The sequence below is a fragment of the Dyella sp. ASV21 genome, from assembly GCF_016428975.1.
Lineage (GTDB): Bacteria > Pseudomonadota > Gammaproteobacteria > Xanthomonadales > Rhodanobacteraceae > Dyella.
Genome location: NZ_JAELTT010000146.1, coordinates 1 through 2,290, shown reverse-complemented (window position 1 = coordinate 2,290; position 2,290 = coordinate 1). Strand labels below are relative to the sequence as shown.

At 58.5% G+C, this 2,290-nt stretch carries 2 protein-coding genes; both read left to right on the top strand.

The window, feature by feature from the left end:
* The first annotated feature begins 49 nt into the window (after positions 1-49).
* Entirely contained in the window at positions 50-850 is an 801-nt protein-coding gene (locus tag JHD67_RS21275) for a hypothetical protein (protein WP_199101141.1), read from the top strand.
* 354 nt (positions 851-1,204) lie between these two features.
* Positions 1,205-1,726 carry a hypothetical protein gene (locus tag JHD67_RS21270; RefSeq protein WP_199101140.1) on the top strand — a complete coding sequence of 174 codons (522 nt, stop codon included), beginning with the start codon at positions 1,205-1,207 and terminating at the stop codon, positions 1,724-1,726.
* Positions 1,727-2,290: the final 564 nt, after the last annotated feature.

Below are 2,290 nucleotides of genomic sequence, written 5' to 3'. Positions count from 1 at the left end.
GTAGCCACGCTCGCTGACTTGCTTGACCGCTTCAGCCTTGAACTCGTCGGTGAAACGTTTGCTGGTCATAGATCCTCCGATCCTCAATAGACACTATCAGGTGTCTACGGAATCGGGGGCGTACCACATCCCGCGCCATCATGAAGAGATTGAAGCGCACGAGCTGGTAACCGCGCTGGGCGGGCTTACCTTATTGCGAGATGACCTCGCCCTGTCCAGCCAAGCGTTCAATATAGCTACAGTGGACCAGTTCTTGATGGGGCTGGAAATGGACTTTTTGCGCAGCCGAATGGATGAGGATACCCATCGCGACCCGACTCGGACCATCTTTTTGGGTGCGCAAACTGAAATGTGGATTTTTGCCGCGTATGAGCTGATGCGGTCATGGAGGGAGCGTGCAAAACTGGCCATTAAGCTGGCCGAGCATGGGGGACTCGATGTCAAAATCTCGCACTTGGCCGCCAAGCCATCGTGGGACTACGGTAGCCTCACGGTTAGCCGACAGCTGACGCGCGTGCGCGACGAGCCTGGCCTCGTCCAACGGCTTCGCGACGATGTGCTGCGCTCGCATGTACCGTTCCATTTGCTGGAGTGGGTGCGGGTGCAATTGGCCAAGCATCAGGAGCCGGGAAACGCTAAGTCCTTCGTTCGTTCGCATCCCATGATGGATCGGTGGACCGGCTCGCTGAACTATGAGTTGACCCAGGGGCCGGTAATAGCAACAACGATGAGCAGGAGAGAACTTGCGGACGTGCTTCGGGGCCTCAATGACCCGGCCGTGCCATCTAAGGAATCCATTGCCTCCTTCGATGAATTCCGAAAAGCCAAACCCCCGTCGTTTGAGGCATAGCTCCTAAATTGCCTCCCAAGGGTATGGATGACCTTCGCTGCTTTCTCCTGTCTCGGCCTGGTTCCGAGCGAAGGGGCAATCAAAGGACTCAAAAACCGAGAAAGTCCCTTTCGACCCATCGCAGCCCCTTCGGAGTGCCGGAAGTGTCCATCAGCAGCATGGCGCCCAGAACCAGCGCATTGTGCAGACCATGCCGGAACACTGCGCAGCCTTCACAGTGACCCGCACTTTATCCGGGCACACCCCAAATCCTTGTGACCCAAATTTTTCCTTTTCCGGGCACGCCCCCGTATTCCTTGGTTCTTTTATGCCTTCCCCGTTGCGTTCTTGGTGATTGGCCTTTGCCTGTGGAGGGTGAACGCGTTTTTTCACCCTGAGCCTGAAAAACCTGCCACGCCTCAAACCCTGGACGCCCCCGCGCAGCCGGCCCAAAACAAAGGCGGCGGTGACTCCAAGCCCAAGCGGCCCGATGACCTTGTTGGCTGGCTCAAGCCGCGGATTGCTGGCCAGCCGTGGACTGCTCCCGCCTACGACGACCGTCAGGTCGTTTCGGAACCCGAGGTGTATTGCATTGCTGCCGATGACGGCCGATGTAGCTGCATTACGGAGCAGGGCACTAAATATGCGATGGATCACACCCTGTGCCGCCTCACGGCCAGCGAGGGCAATTACAACCCCACGCGGCGACCATCCCAGCCCCTGCCCGTGCAGCCCGCCCAGACGGCCGTGCAGGGCGCTCCTGTGGTTGCAGCCGCCCCTGTTTCCAGCATGGGCGGCGAGTCGGACTGGAAGTCCGGCGTGGGCGCACAGCAATATCAGCCTCCCGGCTCCATGCCATGGAACTCGGACCCATTCGGCGGCGGCAAGCGTCGCTAACGGAGCGCCATGGGGTGTAGGGGTGAAACCCCTACGGATACGCTTTTGACCTCGGCGTAAAACAAAATCCGTGCAGCTGGGGGCCAGTTGTCTTACAGGTTCGATCATTCCCCATTGCCCACCCGCCAACCCCGCTTTTAGGGTGTTGCTCGTGAGGGAATCCCAACGGGTTCCCGCCTGTGACCTACCTGGGCTTGACTGAGCAAATCGAAGATTTGGGAAGGCGAGACCAGTGCTCTTTGCTCGCCGAGTGCCGATGTCGGCACTGCCTGTGATCTACCTGGGCTTGACTGAGCAAATCGAAGATTTGGGAAGGCGAGACTGCGGATTCCGGTCTGACTGAACCCCAGTGCCGGTGACCACTGAACATCCCGATGGTGCTGACTATGGGTATCAGGGTCACTTACGGCTATATTCTGAAAAGGTCCGCTTTCGACTGCGACTTCAGCCGGTCAACGCAACACACTATAGACGCGCGAGCGGAAGGAGTGTTGCATGGCACCCAGACTTCGGCGGCACATTACGGATAGCGAGAAGACCCAGTTGTGGGAGCGATGGCAGCAA